Origin of the sequence: Stenotrophomonas sp. LM091, from assembly GCF_001806305.1 — a bacterium.
Lineage (GTDB): Bacteria > Pseudomonadota > Gammaproteobacteria > Xanthomonadales > Xanthomonadaceae > Stenotrophomonas > Stenotrophomonas bentonitica_A.
The window spans coordinates 2,767,871-2,785,224 of sequence record NZ_CP017483.1 but is presented as its reverse complement, the minus strand read 5'-3'; the positions used below and the strand labels follow the sequence as shown (position 1 = coordinate 2,785,224).

The window sequence follows — 17,354 nt, the reverse complement described above, 5'->3', positions numbered from 1 at the left end:
GATCGTACGCGGGATTCCACACCGTCCAGATGTAAAAACGGGAGCCCGTCACATGACGGACTCCCGTGGCGTTTGACCCGTATTACTGGTTGGCGAGAATGCTCACGCCGCTGAACGCGGACTCGCCCACCACCTTGATGTAATACGTTCCGGCCACCGGTGCGGTGAAGCGCACGGTTTCACTGTTGCCCGGCCGCGTGGACTTGGCATCGAACGCGGTCGCGGTCGGCTCCTTGCCCTGGCTCACATACACCGAGACGTTGCCGCTGCCGCCATAGGTGAGCAGGCTCAGTACCTTGCCGGCCTGCGCCTCGAAGCTGTAAAGCACTTCGCTGCCACCGGCGCCGCTCAGACCACCCACGGCGACCTTGTTGGTCAGCGGGGTCGCCACCGGGCCGCAGTTCTCGGTGCATTCTTCTTCCAGCGCCTTGTCCAGGGCCGCCTTGGCATCGACGATGCCGGTGCCGATCGGGGTGGCGGTCGGGATGGTCACCGGGAACGCCCGCGCGGTCTGCTTGAGCAGTGCTTCCAGCGCGGCCGGGGTGAGCGGATCCTTGCCGGCCGCGGCGACCGCGCCCTGCACCAGCGCCGCCACCGCCGCAACGTGCGGAGAGGCCATCGAGGTACCGGCCATGCCCATGTAGCTGTAGGCACCGGAGGTCGGCGTGGTCAGGCCGTTGTAGCCGGACTGCCACACGTAACCGCCCGGGTTGCCGTCCACGCTGCCGCCGCCGCCCGGGCCGGACAGATCCACGACCGGGCCGAAGTTGGAGTAGTAGGCGATGCCGCCGGTGATGCGGGTGGCGCCGACCGCCACCACGTTGGCGCAGCTGGCCGGCCGGAAGTTGGCCGCGTTGGAGGCCGAGTTGCCGGCGGCGACCACCACGGTGGTGCCACGCGATACCGCACCGTTGATGGCATCCTGGTAGAGCGCATCGCATGCGCCACCACCGCCCAGGCTCATGTTGATGACCTCGGCCGGGTTGGCATTGGCCGGGACGCCGGCTACGGTGCCGCCGGAGGCCCAGGTGATCGCATCGGCGATGTCGGAGAGGTAGCCGCCGCACTTGCCGAGCACGCGCACCGGCAGCACGCGGGCCTTGTACGCGACGCCTGCCATGCCGACGCCATTGTTGGTGGACTCGGCGATGGTGCCGGCCACGTGGGTGCCGTGCCAGGAACTGTCATCGGCCAGCGAGCCGGCATAGCATTCGTTGTCGTTCTCCACCCAGTCACCGTAATCCAGCGCGCCGGGCACGCGGTCATCGGTGGCGCGGCGGGAGGTTTCCGCGTCGCTGATGAAGTCGTAGCCTTCCAGCAGATTGCCGGAGAAGTCCGGATGCTGCGGCAGGATGCCGGTATCGAGCACCGCCACCACCACGCCTTCGCCCTGGGCGATGTCCCACGCGGCCGGCGCATTTATGCCGCCGGTAGCGCTGTTCAGATGCCACTGGTACTGCGCGTAGTACGGATCGTTCGGCACCAGCTGCGGGGTCGCGTCGCGCGGGCGCACATCGGTGCGCTGCAGCTTCACGTCCACTTCGGCGTACTGCACGGAAGGATCGGCCTTGATCTCGGCCAGCACCTTCTGCAGTTCGGCAGGGCTCAAGCGGCCCTGCAGGCGGATCAGATCGGCACCGACACCGAGCTTGCGCACGATCTGCGGGTTCACCGCGCTGGCACGCCCGGCGGCGGAGCCACCGACACTGGCGCGGGCGACCGCCGACTGCACGGCCGTCAGCTTGGTCGAACGATCCGTGGCCGCGGCACTGCCGGGGCGGTACTTGACGATGATGCGCTCTGCGCCCTGGGCGGCAGCCGGCTGGCGCACCGGTTCCTTGGCCGGCAGGCCCGCGGCATAGGCGCTGGCGCCTGCGGACAACGACAGCACGGCGGCTGCCAGCACATTGATGCGAAGGTTCTGCTTACTGGTCACGTTGACGTCCTCTTCAAGGTCATGGATCAAACGACTGTTCAGGCCAACACTCCATGCGAGCTCCCTGGCCGGCCCTGGCCAGGGTTCCCGTGACCCGCCCCCTCAGGCCTTGCATTGCGTTGCGGCGGGGCCGCGCACGGCCCTGCGTTGAAACGGCTTACCAGCCAAAGCCGGCACCCACGCCGACCGAGCTGTCATCACTGCTGAAGGCACCGCCCAGGGTCACCGTGGCGCGCTCGCTGAGCGCACGCTGGTAGCCCAGCGACAGGGCCGATTCGCCGCCCTGGAAACCGACGCCGACACCGACGCGGTTCTGGGTGCGCACGCCGGCGGCGCTGGTTGCCATGTTGAGCATGGCCGCGCTCATCGCGCCCTGGCGATCGATGCGGCGGTCCTGGTGACGCAGGCGCTGGTCGATCTCGCCCTTGTAGATGTCGAAGCTGTCGGCCATCGAGGTGAAGCGCTGGTCGGTGTAGCTGTTGGCGGTCGCGATGCCGCCATCCAGCTGGCCTTTGTTGACCGCATCGGTGGCCTGCGTACCGGCCGCGACGTTGGCGACCTGTCGCTCGTTGCCGACGCTGCCGACCGAGACGGTGTCGGCACGATCGGCGACCGAGCCCTGGCCCAGCGCCACCGAGTTGGCCGCCGAGGCGGTCGCGCCCTGGCCGATGGCCGTGGCCGAGGCCCCGCTTGCCACGGCACCGTCACCCATCGCCACCGCGTTGACGGCGGCAGGTGCGGCGGCCGGCGCGTTGATCGGCTGACTGCTGCCGACACTTGCAGCGGTCGGCGCACCTTGCACGTTGGGGACGGCGGTTTCGCTGGCAGCACTGATGACGCTGGCCTCCTGCACACCGCTGGTGTCCGCTGCGACGCTGGCAGTCGCCAGCGAGGCAGTCCGTGCACGTGCACTGCCACTGCTGCCACCGGCAACACGCTGATCGAGGTCGCTGACCTTGCGGTCCAGCGCGCCCAGTGCATCGCCCACGTTGCTGTACGTCGCGCCCTGGATCACATAGTTCGGCGCAACGAACACGCCCTGCATGCCGACACTGGCCCCGCCGCCGAGGAAGGTGGCGACATCGGTGAGCGACTGGAACAGCTGCCCGCCGTTGATCGCCTGGCGGCTGCCGGATGCGATCGAACCGCTGCCGACGTTGTCGAGCGTGGTGCCCTGCAGACCCGAGAGGGTGAGCGTGTCGCGGCTGCTGTCGTCGTAGGTCAGCGCATTGGCGGTGACGTTCTCGACCGAGCCGATCCGGGTGTCGATATCACCGACCTGGGTTTCCACCGCACCCACGCGCTGGTTGGTGGTGTTGAGCTGGCCGCCGGTCACCGCATCGGTGCTGCCGGCGGCGATGCGACCGGCACCCACGTTGACGATGCGGCGCGTGGCCGGACCGTCCGTCCCGTTGCCGCCGCCGACCGAGACCACATTGGCTTCCACCGCGCGCGAGCCGGCGCCCAAGGCCACAGCGTTGGCACCGGAGACACCTGCCGCCGACCCGATCGCGATGCTGTTGGCCCCGTTGCTGGCGAACGCACCGTTGCCGATCGCCACGCCGTTGGTGGCATTGGTGGAGGCCTGGCGACCAATCACGGTGCTGTTGGCACCGCGTGCCGAGGCATCGGCACCGACCGCGGTGGCGCCAGTGGCCGAGGCGACCGCCGCGGTACCCAGTGCACTGCTGCGGGTTGCGCTGGCGGTGGCGCCGGAACCGGCGGCGAGTGCATCACTGCCGCTGGCCGTGGCCACGCCGCTGCCGCTGGCCTGGAAGTGCTTGCCGACCGCATCGGCCGTCGCAGCGACCGAATCCAGCTGCGACTTGGTCACCGCGTCACTGGCATTGACCGCATCCCCGACATTGGTGATGCGCCGCGTCGCCGGGCCGGTGGTGCCGTTACCGCCACCGACCGAGACCACGTTGGCTTCACTGGTGCGGGCACCGGCGCCTAGCGCGACGCTGCCGGCACCACTGGCCGACGAACTGGTGCCCAGTGCGGTGGCATTGATGCCGCTGTAGGCATAGCTGTCCTGGCCGATGGCAGTGGACCCCTGCGAGGTCGCCCAGGCCAGTTGCCCGACCGCCGTGGTGCGTGCCGCGGTTGCCCAGGCGTTGGAACCGGCAGCCACACTGTTGTCGCCGCTGGCCTGTGATGCGTAGCCGATCGCATTGGCGTAGCTGCCCGACGCGGCGCTGCCCCAGCCCAGTGCGGAGGCGTAATCGCCACTGGCTTCGGCCCCGTAGCCCAACGCCGTGGTGCGCGCGCCGCTGGCCGCGCTGAACGTACCGACGGCGGTGCTGTAGTCGCTGCCGGCTTCGGCGCTGTAACCGAAAGCAGAGGACTGCAGCCCGGCCGCCGTGGCACCGGCACCGGTCGCGGTGCTGAAGCTTCCGTCGGCCTGCGCCCCCGCACCGAGCGCGGTGGCACCGACGGCGCTGGCGCTGGTGGCCTTGTCGAGCAACACGTTGCCGTTCTCATCTTCGTAATACAGCGCACCACCGATGGCGGTCGCCGAGTCAGCCGTGGCCGAGGCGTTGAAGCCCGACGCAGAGGCGTTGCGCCCCGACGCCAGCGCGCCGCTGCCGTAGGCCGAGGCCCCGGTACCGAACGCATTGGCCGCCTCACCCGCCGCAGTGGCATACGCCCCGTCGACGAAGCTGCCGACGTCATCGCCGTTGCCGCTGCCCGAGGCCTGGAAGAACCGGCTGGTGGTTTCGGCCACATCGGCGACCGCACTGAGCTGATCGACGTTCACCGCGTCGGTGCCTTCCGTACCAGCGGCGACGTTGGTGATCTGCCGCTGCGCGGTGGCGGTGCCGACCGAGACCGAGTTGTCGCGATCCGCGGTGGAACCGGCGCCGAGCGCAACACTGTTCACGCCTTCCGCGCTGGCACTGGCACCCAGTGCCGTGGCATTGCCCGCATCGGCCCACGAGTTCCAGCCGATTGCCGTGGCGTAATCATCGGTTGCCCACGCGCCCGCACCGAAGGCCGAGGCACCGGTACCCGATGCGCGCGACGGCAGCAGACCGAAGAAGGTCGTGCCACCGATCGCCACGCTTTCATCGCCGGTGGCTTCGGAGTACTCACCCACCGCCACCGCACCAGCGCCGGAGGCCGTCGAGGCCGCACCCACCGCCACGGCGTAGGCGTTGGAGGCGACCGCCCCGTAGCCCAGCGCGGACGACAGCTGGCCGGTCGCTTCGCTGTAACTGCCGAAGGCCGATGCACCGGCTTCGGAGGCATTGGCGCGGAAGCCATTGGCGGTGGCCTGCTGGCCGGCCGCCGTGGACTGGCTGCCGGTCGCTGTGGCGTATGCACCACCGGCCTGTGCACCGGCGCCGGTGGCGCTCGCACCGATCTCGCTGGCACTGGCGCCGTTGCCGATCGCCACGCTGTCGTCGCCGGTCGCCTGCGCGTCACTGCCCAGGGCCGCGGCGCCGTCAGCGCTGGCCAGGGCATTGAAACCGACGGCCGTGGCGTTGTCCGCGATGGCGGTGGCGCCGCTGCCGAGTGCGCTGGCGCCGTTGCCGATGGCGTTGGCGGCCTCACCGGCAGCCAGCGCGTTGTCGCCTTCCACGTAGGCACCGGCATCGCTGTCGGCACTGCCACTGGCCTGGAAGTACTTGCTGGTGGTGGCGGCCGCATCGGCCACCGCATTCAACTGGTTTACGTTCACCGCATCGGTGCCGTCGGTACCGGCGGCGACGTGGGTGATCTGGCGCTGCGCATCGGCGCTGCCGACCGAGACGCTGTCATCGCGGTCGGCGATCGAGTCCGCGCCCAGCGCAACGCTGTTGGCCCCGGTGGAGGTTGCTGCATTGCCGAGCGCGGTGCTGTTCACGCCGGGCGACCATGCCCCACCACCGACAGCCGTGGAGTAATTGCCCGACGCTTCGGTAGGCAGCAGGCCGAACAGCGCCCCACCGACGGCCACGCTGTTGATGCCACTGGCCAGGCTGCCCTGGCCGGTGGCGGTGCTGTACGCACCAGTCGCTTCAGCATCACCACCGAGGGCCACGCTGTTGGAGCCGGTCGCCTGCGCGAAGCTGCCCAGCGCGGTGGCGTTGAAGGCCGAGGCCACGGCATACCCGCCGATCGCGGTGGTGTAGTTGGCGGTGGCTTCGGAGGCGAAGCCATAGCCGGCCGACAGCGTGCCACTGACCACGCTTTCGGCGCCTACCGCGGTCGCGCCGTCGCCACTGGCGCTGCTGAAGTAGCCCAACGCCACGGACTCTTCACCGGCCGCGTCGGACAGCGCGCCACCGGCCAGGCTGCCGGCGCCGGAGGCGACGCTGGCCGCACCGGTCGCGGTGCTCTGCTCACCCGAGGCCAGGCTTTCGGCACCGCTGGCTGTTGCGTATTCGGCGGTCGCCTGTGCGTTGGCACCGGTTGCGCTTGCGTTGGCACCGCTGGCCACGGCGTTGAAGCCGACGGCACTGGCGTTGTCGGCCAAGGCAAAGGCACCACTGCCGACAGCCGATGCGCCGGTACCGGCCGCGAAGCTGCTCGAGCCCACGGCAGTGGCGTAGTCGCCATCGGTCGCCGCATTTGCGCCGGCGGCCACACTCTCCTCGCCACCTGCCACGGCAACACCGTCACCGCTGGCCTGGAACTGATCGGTGGCTGCGCTCAGCTGATCGAGATTGACCGCATCACTGCCTTCGGTACCGGCGGCAACCTGGGTGATCTGGCGCTGCCGGCCATCGTTGCCGACCGAGACGGTGTAGGCACGATCAGCGACCGCACCCGCGCCGAGCGCCACGCTGTTGGACGCACTGGCATTGCTGCCCGCCCCGATGCCGATCGCGCTTTCACCGCCGGCCACCACATTGGTGCCGATGGCGATGGTGTTGATGCTGTTGCCCAGGGCCTGGAAGCCGACGGCGACGCTGTTGTCGCCGTAGCCGAAGGCACCACGGCCGAGCGCGGTGGAACTGCTGCCGCGCGCCCAGCTGTTGTAGCCGATCGAGGTCGATCCGGTGCCGCTGGCCCAGGCCGACTGGCCGACTGCGGTCGCGTTGGCTTCGGTCGCCCATGCACTGGAACCGAAGGCGGTGGCGCCATCGGCAGTGGCCCATGCATAGGCACCGGTGGCCGTGGTTTCTTCGCCACTGGCGAAGGCATTGTCGCCCTGCGCCACGCTGTAGTCGCCGGTCGCGCGGGCCTTGTAGCCGCTGGCCAGGCTGTTGCTGCCGGTGGCCTGCGCGCCGCTGCCGAAGGCGTTGCTGGTGGTGCCGGTAGCCTGTGCACCGGCACCGACCGCCACGCTGTCCGGCGCCGCGGTCGCACCGATCAGGATCGCATTGCCCTGGTCATCGACCAGCGGCTGGTTGTATTCGTCGTAGGCCTGGCCCAGCCCACCGATGGCGACGCTGCCGTTGCCGGTGGCGCTGCTGTTACGGCCCAGCGCGACGGTGTCATCGCCGACGGCGGTCGCGCCGCCACCCACTGCCGTTGCACCGGCCCCCAATGCGTTGCTGGCCTCACCGGCCGCCAGCGCATCCTCACCCTGCGCGTAAGCACCGACCGCACCGCCGGCCGCACCGTTTGCCTTGAACTGCGCTGATGTGGCCGAGGCCGACGTCGCGACGGCATCGAGCTGTGCCTTGTTGACCGCATCGGTCGCTTCGCTGCCCGCAGCGACATGGGTGATCTGCCGCTCATTGCCAACGTCGCCGACAGAGACGGTGTTGTCACGGGTGGCAGTGGAGTTGGCGCCGAGCGCGACGCTGTTGGCACCGCGCGCGGTGCTGTAGAAACCGACCGCCGTGCTCAGCTCACCGCTGGCCCAGGTCTCCGCGCCGAGTGCGGTAGCGCCCTCACCCGGGGCATAGGCGAAGTAGCCCACGGCGGTGGCTTCAGTGCCCGAGGCTTCGCTCAGGGTGCCGTTGGCCACGGCGTAATCGCCGCTGGCGATCGCACCTGCGCCGACGGCCGTGGCGGCTTCGCCGCTGGCCTGGGTCTGCACGAAGAAGCCCAGCCCCGGCAGCAGATCCGCCGGACCACCGATGGCCGTGCTGCTGTTGCCGGTTGCCACGCTCTGCGTACCGACCGCAGTGGAATAGTCACCGGTGGCGTTGGCCACCGCGCCGAAGGCCGACGCCTGTGCACCGGCCGCGTACGCGCCGACGCCGTAGGACGACGCAGCGAACCCGGAGGCTTCCGCACTTGCACCGACCGCCGTGCCGCCCACGCCGGCGCTGGTCGCGCCGGTATCGACCGGTACGCCGCCATTGGTGATCAGCGGATTGCCATCGGCATCCACCGCAGCACCGCCGACCGCCACGCTGCCCGGGCCGTTGGCCTGCGCATTGGTGCCGAAGGCCGCGCTGTTCTGGCCGGTGGCGCTGGCGTTGTAACCGACCGCCGTCGCGTTCTGCGCGGTCACCGTGGCGCCGCTGCCGAGAGCGGTCGCACCATCGGCCAGCGCGTTGGACGCTTCACCGATCGCCGTAGCGTTGTCGCCTGCCGCGAAGGCACCGGCATCGCTGTCGCTGCTGCCGGTGGCCTGGAAGTACTTGTCCGTGTTGGCGGCGACGCCGCCGACGGCATCGAGCTGCGCCTTGTTCACCGCATCACTGTCATCGGTGCCGTCGGCGAGATTGGTGATCTGGCGGCGCAGGCCGTTCTGCGCATTGCCGACCGACACCGTGTCGACGCGATCGGCGTACGAGCCGGCGCCGAGCGCCACGCTGCCTACCGCAACCGCAGCGGAATTCGCACCGAGCGTTGCACTGAAATCGGCGACCGCGACGCTGAACGCACCGACCGCCACCGACGCTTCGCCGGCACTGGCCGCACCGCGGCCCAGCGAGGTGCTGCCCGGGCCGATAGCCAGTGCGCCGCCACCAATCGCGGTCGCGCCATCGGCGCTGGCTTCGGCAAGACCGCCAATCGCGGTCGCTGCGCCGTTTTCACTGGCCGCCACTGCCGATGCACCGAGCGCGACATCGCCCAGACCGAACGCCGCAGCGCTCTGGCCGAGTGCGATGCTCGCATCACCGAAGGCCAGGCTGCCCTGGCCGAACGAGCTCGCCCCGAGGCCGACCGCGAGTGCTTCGCTGCCCACTGCGGTGGTCGCATTGCCGATGGCCTGGCTGCTGTGGCCCAGCGCCGTTGCGCCGTCACCATCCGCGTTGGCACTGGCACCTGCGGCCAGTGCACCTTCGCCATCGATCTTCGCCGCGTCGGCATCGTTGCCGTCACCGTCGGCCTTGAAATAGCGGGTCGCGCCTTCGGCTGCCACCGCAACCTTGTCCAGCTGCGCCTTGTTCACCGCATCCGTGGCGGCGGTGCCGGCGGCCACGTTGGTAACCTGCCGTTCCTTGCCCGCATCACCCACCGATACCGTGTTGGCGCGGTTGGTCTTCGAGCCGGCGCCGAGCGCCACGCTGTTCGCCCCGGAGGCCGTGCTGTTGCTGCCGATCGCCACCGCATTGCTGCCCGAGGCGGTGGCATTGCCATCAACGACACAGCTGTCGATGACCGTGCTGTTCAGAACCACGCAGTTCGCGTTCCCACCCACCTCCACCGACTGCGCACGCGCTGTCTGCGCGCCGCCTGCCATGCCCACTCCCAGCGTCAACGCGATGGCGGCGCAGAGCAGTGCGGTGTTGCGTCCGCCAGAGGTTCGGCGCTGATCGATGACGACACCCGAGGACTGGCTGCTGGCCAATTCCGAGGCGACGACCATCTGCCCCAGTGCTTTGTTCCAGACCTTGCGATAAATCCGATTCATCGATGCGGCTCCTGATTAGGCTGGTTTTAGGCAAAGCGACGCCAACGCCGGACCGCGTGGTCCAACGTCCCCTGGGGGCGTTTTTTCGCTTGATTTACTGCGTTGTGCGCAATGGCTGGCAGATACCTACAGCGTGCACGCCATCCATGCGGTTACTGTGGAACTGAACGCTGTCGAAATGAGGATGCAGTGTTAACGTACAGTTTGAACAACGTCAAGACTTTGACATTGAAATTCATATGACCGCGAAGTGCGTCACAAAAACCACGCGTTATTGAAGGATTTTGTTAGATGCATGTGAGTAACGGCGATAACGTCATTTCACGTTGTAACGCGATGTAACTCATTGCTGCCGATCATGTTGTGGGGCGTACAAAAGAAAACCGCCGGGCAAGCCGGCGGTTTCTTCACGCGGTTTTCACTGCCCCGCATGGGAGGCGATGCGCAGTATCAGCCGCACCATACTCTTGCGTTGCGGAACATCCGCAGCCACGGCGAATCGCCGTTCCAGTCCTGCGGATGCCAGCTGTGGTTGATCGCACGCGGGGTGCGTTCCGGGTGCGGCATCATGATCGTAGTGCGGCCATCGGTGGTGGTCAGGCCGGTGATGCCGTCGGGCGAGCCGTTCGGATTCAACGGGTACTGGGTGGCTACGTTGCCGTCGCCATCGATGTAACGCAGCGACACGCGGGCTGCCGCCTGATCGACCGCATTGGCGAATACCGCCTGGCCCTCACCATGCGCCACCGCGACCGGCAGGCGTGAACCGGCCATGCCACGCAGCAGGATCGACGGCGATTCCACCACTTCCAGCAACGCGGTGCGTGCTTCGAACTGCTCGCTGCGGTTGCGGCGGAACTGCGGCCAGTGCTCGGCACCGGGGATGATGTCCTTGAGCTGGCTCATCATCTGGCAGCCGTTGCACACGCCCAGCGCGAAGCTGTCCTCGCGGGCGAAGAACGCCGCGAAGGCATCGCGCAGCGCGCTGCGCTCCAGCACCGAGGTGGCCCAGCCGCGGCCGGCACCGAGCACGTCGCCGTAGCTGAAACCGCCACAGGCCACCAGGCCGGTGAAATCGGACAGCGCGACACGGCCTTCGATCAGGTCGCTCATATGCACATCGAACGAACTGAAGCCGGCACGTTCGAAGACGTTCGCCATTTCGATCTGGCCGTTGACACCCTGCTCGCGCAGCACCGCCACGCGCGGGCGCGCACCGGTGTTGATGAAGGGCATCGCCACGTCTTCGTTGAGATCGAAGGTCAGCTTCGGCTTCAGGCCCGGCGCGTTGAAGTTGCGCGCGATGGCACGCTCCTGGTCGGCGTTGTCCGGGTTGTCGCGCAGCTTCTGCATGGCATGGGTGACCGACCACCACGCATCGAACAGCGCTTCCCAGCGCCACTCGACCAGGCTTTCGCCCTGCAGCGAGACGCGTACCACCGGCGCGGTGGTCGGACGCGCGATGCGCTGGGCGCATTCGGTCAGTGCGTGACGCTCGACCAGATCAGCGAAGGCCGCGCGGTCTTCCTTGGCGATCTGCACCACCGCACCCAGTTCTTCATTGAACAGGCTGCGGAACGGATCATCGCCCCAGGCATCCAGGGTGATGTCCAGGCCCAGGCGCGAGGCAAAGGCCATTTCGCACAACGCGGCGAACGCGCCGCCATCGCTGCGGTCGTGGTAGGCCAGCAGCAGGCCGGCCTGGCGTGCATCACGGATCAGTTCGAAGAAGGCACGCAGGCGCTGCGCATCGTCCAGGTCCGGCACCGCACCGGCGAAGGCCGGCAGCGCGGAATGGTCGGCGTGCACCTGGGCCAGGATCGAGCCGCCCAGGCGCTGCTTGCCGGCGCCCAGGCCGATCAGCCACAGCTCGCTGTCGGCGTCACGGTCCAGCAGCGGGGTCAGCTGGCCGGTGGCATCGGCGACCGGCGCGAACGCCGAGATCACCAGCGAGACCGGCGAGACCGACTTGTGTGCCTGGCCATCGGCCTGCCACTGCGCCTGCATGGACAGCGAGTCCTTGCCGACCGGAATGCTCAGGTCCAGCTGCGGGCACAGCTCCATGCCGACCGCACGCACCGCGTCGTACAGCAGCGCGTCTTCGCCATTGTGCCCGGCGGCGGCCATCCAGTTGGCCGACAGCTTGACCGTTTCCAGCGCGTCGACCGGGGCCGCGCACAGGTTGGTGATCGCTTCACCCACCGCCATGCGTGCCGAGGCGGCCGCATCCAGCAGGGCCAGCGGGGTGCGCTCGCCGATCGCCATCGCTTCACCGGCGACGGTATCGAAGCCTGCCAGGGTGATGGCGACGTTGGCCAGCGGCAGCTGCCACGGGCCGATCATCTGCTCGCGCGCGGTGAGGCCACCGACGCTGCGGTCACCGATGGTGACCAGGAAGTTCTTCGAGGCCACCGAAGGATGGGCCAGCACGCGCAGACCCGCTTCATGCAGGTCCAGCCCGGCCGTCTTCAGCGCCGGCCAGCGCGGCGCCGGCGGGTGCACGGTGTCGCGGTGCATCTTCGGCGCCTTGCCGAACAGCACGTCCATCGGCAGGTCGATCGGGGCATCGGCCGGAATGTTGCCCACGGTCGCGCCATAAGCCACGACCAGACGCTCTTCGGCCGTGGCAACACCGACCGCGGCGAACGGGCAGCGCTCGCGTGCGCACAGCGCGGCGAACTCGGCCAGGCGCGCCTGCGGCACGCCAAGCACATAGCGTTCCTGCGATTCGTTGCACCACAGCTGCATCGGCGACAGCGACGGGTCATCGGCGGGCACCTTGCCCAGATCGATCACACCGCCCACGCCGGAGTCGTGCAGCAGTTCGGGAATCGCATTGGACAGGCCACCGGCGCCGACGTCATGGAACCAGCGGATCGGATTGTCCAGGCCGAGCGCGACGCAGCGGTCGATCACTTCCTGGCAGCGACGTTCCATTTCCGGGTTGTCGCGCTGCACGCTGGCGAAATCGAGGTCTTCGGCGCTCTCACCGGAGGCCACCGAGCTGGCGGCACCACCGCCCAGGCCGATCAGCATCGCCGGGCCGCCGAGCACGATCACCGCATCGCCGGGCTGCAGGCGCAGCTTCTCGACCTGGTTCTGGTCGATCGCGCCCAGGCCACCAGCCAGCATGATCGGCTTGTCGTAGGCGCGGGTCAGGCCCTGCCCTTCGGGCAGTTCGAAGCTGCGGAAATAACCGAGCAGGTTCGGGCGGCCGAACTCGTTGTTGAAGGCGGCGCCGCCGAGCGGGCCGTCCAGCATGATGTCCAGCGCCGGTGCCATGCGCGGGTTCAGCGCGCGCGGCGCTTCCCACGGCTGCGGCAGGGTCGGGATGCGCAGGTGCGAGACCGAGAAGCCGGTCAGGCCGGCCTTGGGCTTGCCGCCGCGGCCGGTCGCGCCTTCATCGCGGATTTCGCCGCCCGCACCGGTGGCCGCACCCGGGAACGGGGCGATCGCGGTCGGGTGGTTGTGCGTTTCCACCTTGATGCAGAACGCCGAATCGACCACGGCCTCGCTGCGGTACTGGCCGCTGGCCGGGTCCGGGCGATAGCGCGCGGCCGGGAAACCGGCGACCACCGCAGCGTTGTCGCTGTAGGCGCTCAACGTGTGCTGCGGGGTCTGCTGGTGGGTGTTCTTGATCATCCGGAACAACGAGTGCGACTGCTCGGCACCGTCGATGGTCCAGCTGGCATTGAAGATCTTGTGGCGGCAGTGCTCGGAGTTGGCCTGCGCGAACATCATCAGTTCCACGTCCGACGGCTTGCGGCCCAGTTCGCCGAAGCGCTGGCGCAGGTAGTCGATCTCGTCCTGGGCCATGGCCAGGCCGAGCCGGGTGTTGGCCGCTTCCAGGTCATCCAGCGCGATCCGTTCCAGCTCACCGCGGGCCGGGGCGCTGAACAGCGCCTGCGCCTGCGCGGTCTCGGCCAGCACGGACTGGGTCATCGGGTCGTGCAGCGCGCGGATCACCGCCTCCTGCGCGGCCGCGTCGGCCGGCCATCCGGCCAGATCGATACGCAGGCCACGTTCGACCCGGCGGATCGGCTGCCCGGCACCGCGGACCAGCTCGGTGGCCTTGCTCGACCACGGCGACAGCGTGCCCAACCGCGGCACCACGAAGCGCGATACCGCCCCGTCCTCACGCCCGGCCAGCGCGGGCTGGGCTTCCAGGATCCGGCTCAGGATCGCCGGGTCCGGGGCCGCATCGCCCTCGGTCTGGATGAAGTAGACATGCCAGGCACCGGTGATGCGCAGATCGGCGGCCAGGGACTGCAGGCGGGATTCAAGACGTTCGCGGCGGAACGGCGAAAGGGCGGATGCGCCCTCGAGGACCATCATGTCCGGGGAACCGTGGTTGGGAACGGGGCCCACTATTGTACCCAACTCGGCCGCCGCGGCCCGGCCCCGGGGATCGGCAGGCCCAGGCGGTGCCCAGCCCAGTTCACACCCGAACCATGCACTGGTTCACGGATTGGCCGCCGATTACATGACAACGTTATCACCACCTGGCCCACGGCCAGGTGCCGTCCGTCCCCCATGTCGTTGCCGGCCTCTCTCACCGGCGTCCGGAACTGCTGCACGCATGCCGCCATCCCGGCGGCATGCGCACACCACCTGATCGGAGACCGACCATGCCAGACCCGATTGCGCGCCGTGCAGTGACATCGTTTACCTCCCCAGCCCCCACCCTGCGCCCGCGGCGCTGGCTGCTGGCCCTGGCCCTGGCCGCTGCGGCCGGCACGCCCACCCTGGTGCAGGCCGCGAACTGTACCGGGGCGCCCGAATGGAACGGCGCGGCCATCTATCTGGCCGGCCAGACCCTGCAGAAGGGAGGCGTGCTGTACCGCGCCAACCAGGACATCTGGAACGCACCGCCGGACCACCCGGCCGGCGCGCCCTACTACACCAACCTGGGCGCCTGCGATGGCAGCGGCAGCAACCAACCGCCCACCGTCAGCCTGACCTCGCCCACCGCCGGGGCCAGCTTCACCGCCGGCAGCAGCATCACCGTGAGCGCCAACGCCAGCGATACCGACGGCAGCGTCAGCAAGGTGGAATTCTTCCGCGGCGGCACCTCGCTGGGCATCGACACGAGCGCGCCGTACAGCGTGGTCTGGAGCAATGCCTCGGCGGGCAGCCACACCTTCAAGGCGGTGGCCACCGACAACAACAATGCGGTGACCTCCTCGGCCACGGTCAGCGTGACCGTCACCGCAGCCAGCAACGACACCACGCCGCCCAGCGTGCCGGGTGGGCTGGGCTCACCTTCCCGGACCGCCACCACGGTGAACCTGGCCTGGAATGCCGCCACCGACAACAGCGGCGGCAGCGGCGTGGCCGGCTACGACGTGTACCGCAACGGCAGCCTGGTCGGCTCGCCGAGTGCGACCCAGTACACCGACGGCGGCCTCACCGCGAGCACGGCCTACACCTACACGGTGCGCGCGCGTGACAACGCCGGGAATGCGTCGGCGCAGAGCAGTTCGATCAGCGTGACCACGGCCGCCGGTGGCGGGGGCGGCGGCAACAAGCGGGTGATCGGCTACTTCACCCAATGGGGCATCTACGGCCGCAACTACCAGGTCAAGAACATCGATACCAGCGGCTCGGCAGCGAAGCTGACCCACATCAACTACGCCTTCGGCAATGTGCGCAACAACCGCTGCGAAGTGGGCGTGACCCAGGCCTCGGACCCGAATACCGGCGTGGGCGGCGATGCGTACGCTGATTACGGCAAATCCTTCGCTGCCGGAGCCAGCGTGAGCGGCGTCGGCGATACCTGGGACCAGCCGCTGCGTGGCAACTGGAACCAGCTCAAGCAGCTCAAGGCCAAGCACCCGAACATCAAGGTGCTGATCTCGCTCGGCGGCTGGACCTGGTCGCGCGGGTTCTCCAGCGCAGCGCAGCCGGCCAACCGGCAGGCGTTCGTGGCCTCGTGCATCGATGCCTACATCAAGGGCAACCTGCCGGTCGCCGATGGTGCCGGCGGCGCGGGTGCGGCACTGGGCGTGTTCGATGGCATCGACATCGACTGGGAGTACCCGGTGGCCTGCGGGTTGAGCTGCGGCACACCGGCCGACAATGCCAACTTCACCGCCCTGCTGGCCGAATTCCGCCGCCAGCTCGACGCCGTGCGGCCCGGGCTGCTGCTGACGGTCGCCGTGGGTGCAGGCGTGGACAAGATCCGCGTGACCGATCCGGCCAGCTACCACCCGTACCTGGATTTCATCAACGTGATGACCTACGACTTCCACGGCGCGTGGGATCCGCAGACCAACCATCACTCGGCGCTGTTCGATTCACCGGCCGATCCTTCCACGGGCGACCAGAAGTTCTACAACAGCAATGATGCGATGGAGGCCTTCCTCAGCCGCGGTGTGCCGGCCAGCAAATTGAACCTGGGCATCGGCTACTACGGGCGCGGCTGGACCGGCGTGGCCAGTGGCAACAACGGGCTCTACAAGAGCGCCAGCGGCGCGGCACCGGGCACGTACGAGGCCGGCATCGAAGACTGGAAGGTGCTCAAGAACCTCAACTGGCCGGTCTACACCGACAGCATCGCCAAGGCCACGTGGATCTCCAACGGCACCACGTTCTGGAGCGTGGACACGCCGGCGATGGTCACCGAGAAGATGGGCTACGTGAAAACCCAGGGCCTGGGTGGCGCGTTCTTCTGGGAGTTCAGCGGCGATGATGCGCAGGGCACCCTGACCAAGGCGATCAGCGACGGCTTGAAGTGAGGCCGTCGCGCCGGACGCAGCCCCGTTGATCGAACAGGGCGCTCGCGCGGAGAAAAAAAACGCCCCGGCCTGGCCGGGGCGTTCTGTTTCAGCGGCTGCCGCCTGCAGAGACACGTTCCAGCGCGGCCTTGAGCTGGGCCGGCGGCAGGTAGCCACCGAGCTGGGTGCCGTCGGCGGCGAAGATCGCCGGGGTGCCGTTGACGCCCATCTGCTGGCCGAGCTTGTACTGCATGGCCACCGGGTTGGTGCAGTTCTTCGGGGTGACGGCCTTGCCGGTCTTGGCTGCGGTCAGGGCCTGCTTGCGGTCGGCCGCGCACCAGACCGAGATCATGTCGGTGTAGTCCTGGCTGCCCAGGCCCATGCGCGGGAACGCCAGGTACTCCACCGTGATGCCGTTGCGGTTGAGCTCGGCGATGTCCTGGTGCAGTTTGCGGCAGTAGCCGCATTCGATATCGGTGAAGACGCTGACGGTGTACTTGGCATTCGGCGCGGCGAACACGATGCGCTCGTTATGCGGCACGCCATCGAGCAGCTTGCGGCGGTAGCTGAGCAGGCCCTGGCTGCTGACCGGGGCCTTGTTCTGGATGTCGTACGGCTGGGACTGCATCAGGTAGCGGCCGTCATCGGAAACGTACAGCACCTGGCCGCCGACCAGCACTTCGCGGAAGCCGGGGAACGGGGCGGCGCCGATGAAATCGGGCTTGAAGTTGGGGTCCAGCTGCTGCAGCGCGGTGCGCACGCGCTGGTCGGCATCACCGGCGGCGGCCGGGGCGGCGGCAGTGGATGTGGCCGCCGGAGCGGACGGTTGCTGCGCGCAGGCAGTCAGGCTGAGCGCGCCGAAGAGCGCCGCAATGGCAACACGGAGCATCGAGCATTCCGGTGTAAGAGGTCAGGCTGGATTCTCGCACAGCTGCCCGCCCACGCAGCTGGACCG

5 protein-coding genes are annotated in these 17,354 nt (G+C 68.7%); 1 reads left to right on the top strand and 4 read right to left on the bottom strand.

All coding sequences use genetic code 11. The features are described from left to right. Window positions 1-82 precede the first annotated feature (82 nt). The 3 genes from BIZ42_RS12095 to purL all read right to left on the bottom strand — a co-directional run bounded on the left by BIZ42_RS12095 (window position 83) and on the right by purL (window position 14,018). Entirely contained in the window at window positions 83-1,936 is a 1,854-nt protein-coding gene (locus BIZ42_RS12095) for a S8 family peptidase (protein ID WP_070427526.1), read from the bottom strand. Between the two features lie 157 nt (window positions 1,937-2,093). Beyond that, window positions 2,094-9,683 carry an ESPR-type extended signal peptide-containing protein gene (locus BIZ42_RS12090; RefSeq protein ID WP_070426589.1) on the bottom strand — a complete coding sequence of 2,530 codons (7,590 nt, stop codon included), beginning with the start codon at window positions 9,681-9,683 and terminating at the stop codon, window positions 2,094-2,096. 450 nt (window positions 9,684-10,133) lie between these two features. Further along, window positions 10,134-14,018 carry a phosphoribosylformylglycinamidine synthase gene (purL, locus tag BIZ42_RS12085; protein ID WP_070426588.1) on the bottom strand — a complete coding sequence of 1,295 codons (3,885 nt, stop codon included), beginning with the start codon at window positions 14,016-14,018 and terminating at the stop codon, window positions 10,134-10,136. A gap of 293 nt (window positions 14,019-14,311) precedes the next feature. On the opposite strand from purL, the gene BIZ42_RS12080 reads away from it, so the two are divergent. Then, the gene (locus BIZ42_RS12080) at window positions 14,312-16,420 is read left to right on the top strand and encodes a glycosyl hydrolase family 18 protein (protein WP_070426587.1); all 2,109 of its coding nucleotides are present in this window, start codon (window positions 14,312-14,314) and stop codon (window positions 16,418-16,420) included. 88 nt (window positions 16,421-16,508) lie between these two features. Here the strand turns inward: BIZ42_RS12080 and BIZ42_RS12075 are convergent, their stop codons facing one another. Continuing rightward, entirely contained in the window at window positions 16,509-17,288 is a 780-nt protein-coding gene (locus BIZ42_RS12075; protein ID WP_046272725.1) for a thioredoxin fold domain-containing protein, read from the bottom strand. Window positions 17,289-17,354 lie beyond the last annotated feature (66 nt).

Excerpts from the sequence above, each read along its gene's own strand:
- BIZ42_RS12080 (WP_070426587.1), top strand. The coding sequence starts at position 14,312 with ATGCCAGACCCGATTGCGCGCCGTGCAGTGACATCGTTTACCTCCCCA.
- BIZ42_RS12090 (WP_070426589.1), bottom strand. The coding sequence starts at position 9,683 with ATGAATCGGATTTATCGCAAGGTCTGGAACAAAGCACTGGGGCAGATG.
- BIZ42_RS12075 (WP_046272725.1), bottom strand. The coding sequence starts at position 17,288 with ATGCTCCGTGTTGCCATTGCGGCGCTCTTCGGCGCGCTCAGCCTGACT.
- purL (WP_070426588.1), bottom strand. The coding sequence starts at position 14,018 with ATGATGGTCCTCGAGGGCGCATCCGCCCTTTCGCCGTTCCGCCGCGAA.